Raw genomic sequence first — 3,834 nt, 5'->3', positions numbered from 1 at the left:
GTTCGGCGTCGCCCTGGTCTTCATGGTCCGGGCCCGGATGGCCCCCGCCGGCGGCTCGATCGTCGCGTTCCTCTTCGGCTTCTACGCCGCCGCGACCGGCCTCGCGCCCGTCGTCTCGCACGTCGTCGGTGCTCTCGCCCACGCCCTCGCGTCCTTCCACTGACCGGAGTTGACTCCATGTCCGCTGATCCGCTCGCGGTCCGGCCGCTGGCCGCCGCCCACCTGCGCGACGCCCTCACCGCCGCCCAGCGCGGCCACCTCCCCGAAGCCCTCGGGGCGCTGATGTCCATCGACGCCGAGTCCTGGCGCGGCATCGAGCACCGCCTCGCCGTGCTCGGCTCCACCCTGCCCAACCTGCTCGACACCGCCACCACCGAGAGGACCGAGAACCAGTGAACGCCGGAGACATCGCCGTGATCCTCCTGTCCGCCCCCGCGGTCCTCGCCGCCGGGCCGCTCGCGGTCCGCATGGCCAAGGAGAAGCGCGAGAGCGAAGCCGTGCTGCGGATGCTCGCCCGCGAGCGCTGGCTGCGCGAGCAGGGCGGCATCGAGTTCGTGCCCAGCCCGCCCCCGGGCAGCAGCCACCCCGGACCGTCCGAGCAGACCCCGGCCAAGGTCGCCGGACCCGAGCGACTCGCCCCGGTCATCGAGTTGCGGCGGGCCGCGTGACCGCCACCGCGGCGCTCAGCAACGGCGGCCCGCGGTTGCAGGTTCGGCCGCTCACCTTCAAGCAGGCATGCGCGTTCGTGGACGCTCACCACCGCCACCACGCCGCGCCGCAAGGCCACAAGTTCAGCCTCGGTGCCGTCACCGCGGACGGCACCTTGGTCGCCGTGGCCATCGTGGGCCGCCCCGTCGCCCGCGCGCTCGATGACGGCCTCACCGTCGAGGTCACCCGACTGGCCAGTGACGGCACCCGCAACGCCTGCTCGGCCCTGTACGCGGCGGCGTGGCGCACCGCCCGCGCCGCCGGCTACCGCCGCGCCCTCACCTACACCCAAGGCCCCGAGACCGGCGCGAGCCTGCGCGCGGCCGGCTGGACCAAGGTCGCCAGCCTGCCACCACGCCCGGGCTGGGACGCCCCTTCCCGCCCCCGCACCACCCGGGGCACCGACAACATCCCCCGAGCCCTGTGGCAGATCACCGCCGCCAGCGCACCGCCGCTGCCGGACCTGCGTGACGAAACCCGTAACGAAACCCCGGCCCGCATGCCCCGCGCCAAGCGCTGCCCCTGCGGCCAACCGCTGCCCACCCCTTCCACTGGCAGGCCCCCCACGTTCTGTACCCCGGCCTGCCGCCAGCGCGCCTACCGCCAACGCCACCGCGGAAGGAAGCCATGACCACCAACCACCCCATCGCCTCACTTCCCTTGTGGGAGGGCGTCCTGCGCGCAGCTGCGAACCGGTGCCAGTGCACCGGCCAGTGTGGGCACCGGCACAAGGCCGTTGACGGCCGGTGCGAACACGAGCACGGCGGCTACGCCAGCAAGCACGCCGCCCCGATCCGCCTCGCCGCCGCCCCCGCGGACCCCGCCGGGCTCGCCCGGCCCGTTCAGCGCCAAGCCGCCATGACGGCAAGCGAGTTGATGGCGTGGTGTCCGCCGTGCCTGGACGACGCCCGCCGCCGCGCCCAGCGGGCCGCGCTCAAGGCCCGCGCCGAGCAGCAGCAGGCCGACAGCTTCGCCCTGTTCGACCTGTGAGTTCGCCCGGAGGCGGCGGCCAACCGACCAAAGCAGGCCCGCCGCCTCCGGCCCTCCTCCATCCGCCTTCCGACAGACGGGAGTCACCCCACTATGGCCCACCCCGGCAGCCTTCCGCTGCTGTCCTACGCCCTGGCCGCCGTCCGACGCGGCTGGCACGTCTTCCCCCTGGTCCCCGGCGGCAAGACCCCGGCCCTGCGCGGCTGGCCCCAGCAGGCCACCCGCGACCCCGGCCAGGTCACCGCCTGGTGGCAGCACAAGCCCTACAACGTCGGCATCGCCACCGGCCCGTCCCGGCTGCTCGTCGTGGACCTGGACACCGCCAAGCCCGGCGACGCCATCCCCGAGTCGTGGGCGCTGCCCGGCGTCGTGGACGGAGCCGACGTGCTCGCCGCCCTCGCCGAGCGGCACGGGCAGCCCTACCCCGCCGACACGTTCACCGTCGCCACCGCCTCAGGTGGCACCCACCTGTACTTCCGCCGCCCCGAGCACGGTCCGCAACTGCGGAACACCGCCGGACGCCTCGGCTGGAAGATCGACACCCGCGCCACGGGTGGGATGGTCGTCGGCCCCGGCAGCACCACCGCCAAGGGCACCTACCGCGTCATCTCCGCCACCGAGGTCGCGCCGCTGCCCGGCTGGCTGGCCGACCTGCTCACCCCGCCGCCGCAGCCACCGGCCCGGCCGGTCGCCGTCCCCCTGCACGCCACCGACCGCCGCACCGCCTACCTCAAGGCGGCCGTGGAACGGCAGTTGGCCCACATCACCCGCGCGCCGGACCACCACAACGACGCCCTGTCCCGCTCCGCCGCCGCCCTCGGCCAACTCGTCGCCGGAGGCGAACTGTCCGAGCAGGACGTCACCGCGTGGCTCATGGACGCCGCCGCCACCGTGGGCCACGACCCCCGCAAGGCCGCCGCCACCATCCGCTCCGGCCTCGCCTACGGGGCCCGCCGCCCGAGGACGGTCGCCGCATGACCACCCAACACCCCGACAACGGGCCGCAGATGGGCCCAGGGCCGCGCCTGCACGTCGTACCCGGCGGAGAGGCTGACGCCCCGTCACAACCGCTGCTGCGGGGCCTGTGGACCGCCGACCGGCTCATGGCCACCCAGTTCCCCGCCCCCAAATGGGCCGTCCCCGGCATCCTCGCCGAGGGCGTCACCCTCATCGCCGGACCACCCAAGGTGGGCAAGTCCTGGCTCTCGCTGGGACTCGGGCTCACCGTCGCGGCCGGCGGCAAGGCGCTGGGGTCGATCCCGACCACGGCCGGGCCGGTGCTCTACCTCGCACTGGAGGACACCGCCCGCCGCTTGCAGAACCGCATGGGCGTCCTGCTCGGTGGCCGCCCGGCACCGGCCGGGCTCCACCTGACCACCGAGTGCCCGCCGCTGCCGCAGGGCGGCGCCCACGCCATCGCCGAATGGCTCACCCACCACCCCGACGCCCGCATGGTCGTCATCGACGTCTTCGCCAAGGTCCGAGGCCAGGCCGCGCCCGGGGCCTCGGCCTACGACGCCGACTACGCCGCCGTCGGCCACGTGAAGCGGATCGCCGACCACTTCGGGGTGGCACTGGTGCTGATCCACCACGTGCGCAAGGCCGGATCGGACGACTTCCTCGCCGAGGTCTCCGGCACCAACGGCCTCGCCGGAGCAGCCGACACGACCATCGTGCTCAAGCGCTCACGCGGCAAGGCGGACGGAGTGCTCCACATCACCGGCCGCGACGTGGACGAAGCCGAGCACGCCATGTCCTTCCGCCCCCAGACCGGAGCGTGGGAGATCCTGCCGGGCCCAGCCAGCGACCACACCGCACCCGACACCCGCTCCACGATCCTCCGGTACCTGCGGAGCAACCCGGGGCAGGGCCCCAAGGCCATCGCGGACGCCACGGGTGCGGACTACGACCTGATCCGACGAACCTGCGCCCGGATGGTCAAGGACGGCGCACTCAACGCCCTCGCGCGGGGGGTGTTCTCGGTACCGGCCCCGCCGCCGGACCAGCTCTCGCTGTCCTGACTGTCCCTTTGTCCCAATGTTCCAATCAGCCCGCTGAGCTGCACAGATGCTGTGGGACTCATTGGGACACGCTGCCCCTCCGCAGGAGGGCTGAATCAGCCGCGGGGCTGATTCA

At 74.0% G+C, this 3,834-nt stretch carries 6 protein-coding genes; all 6 read left to right on the top strand.

Translation table 11 applies throughout. The features are described 5' to 3' along the window. Positions 1-177: 177 nt before the first annotated feature. The 6 genes from ACFP3V_RS31175 to ACFP3V_RS31150 all read left to right on the top strand — a co-directional run bounded on the left by ACFP3V_RS31175 (position 178) and on the right by ACFP3V_RS31150 (position 3,719). On the top strand, positions 178-396 hold the full coding sequence (locus ACFP3V_RS31175; protein ID WP_380591004.1) for a hypothetical protein: 219 nt from the start codon (positions 178-180) through the stop codon (positions 394-396). Beyond that, a complete protein-coding gene (locus ACFP3V_RS31170; protein WP_380591001.1) occupies positions 393-668 on the top strand; it encodes a hypothetical protein in 276 nt (91 codons plus the stop codon). Before ACFP3V_RS31175 ends, ACFP3V_RS31170 begins: the two co-directional genes overlap by 4 nt. Further along, a complete protein-coding gene (locus tag ACFP3V_RS31165) occupies positions 665-1,339 on the top strand; it encodes an XF1762 family protein (RefSeq protein WP_380590998.1) in 675 nt (224 codons plus the stop codon). The genes ACFP3V_RS31170 and ACFP3V_RS31165 overlap by 4 nt, the downstream gene beginning before the upstream one ends. Further along, a complete protein-coding gene (locus tag ACFP3V_RS31160; protein ID WP_380590995.1) occupies positions 1,336-1,698 on the top strand; it encodes a hypothetical protein in 363 nt (120 codons plus the stop codon). The genes ACFP3V_RS31165 and ACFP3V_RS31160 overlap by 4 nt, the downstream gene beginning before the upstream one ends. 93 nt (positions 1,699-1,791) lie before the next feature. Then, a complete protein-coding gene (locus ACFP3V_RS31155) occupies positions 1,792-2,676 on the top strand; it encodes a bifunctional DNA primase/polymerase (protein WP_380590992.1) in 885 nt (294 codons plus the stop codon). After that, positions 2,673-3,719: an AAA family ATPase gene (locus tag ACFP3V_RS31150; protein ID WP_380590989.1), complete on the top strand. Its 1,047-nt coding sequence runs from the start codon at positions 2,673-2,675 to the stop codon at positions 3,717-3,719. The genes ACFP3V_RS31155 and ACFP3V_RS31150 overlap by 4 nt, the downstream gene beginning before the upstream one ends. The last annotated feature ends 115 nt before the right edge of the window (positions 3,720-3,834 follow it).

The organism is Streptacidiphilus monticola (assembly GCF_042658505.1).
Taxonomy (GTDB): domain Bacteria; phylum Actinomycetota; class Actinomycetes; order Streptomycetales; family Streptomycetaceae; genus Streptacidiphilus; species Streptacidiphilus monticola.
This window is presented reverse-complemented; position numbering and strand designations above follow the sequence as displayed.

What these genes read in the sequence shown, in the direction of transcription:
- ACFP3V_RS31175 (WP_380591004.1), top strand. Translation starts at nt 178, where the DNA reads ATGTCCGCTGATCCGCTCGCGGTCCGGCCGCTGGCCGCCGCCCACCTG.
- ACFP3V_RS31150 (WP_380590989.1), top strand. Translation starts at nt 2,673, where the DNA reads ATGACCACCCAACACCCCGACAACGGGCCGCAGATGGGCCCAGGGCCG.
- ACFP3V_RS31155 (WP_380590992.1), top strand. Translation starts at nt 1,792, where the DNA reads ATGGCCCACCCCGGCAGCCTTCCGCTGCTGTCCTACGCCCTGGCCGCC.
- ACFP3V_RS31160 (WP_380590995.1), top strand. Translation starts at nt 1,336, where the DNA reads ATGACCACCAACCACCCCATCGCCTCACTTCCCTTGTGGGAGGGCGTC.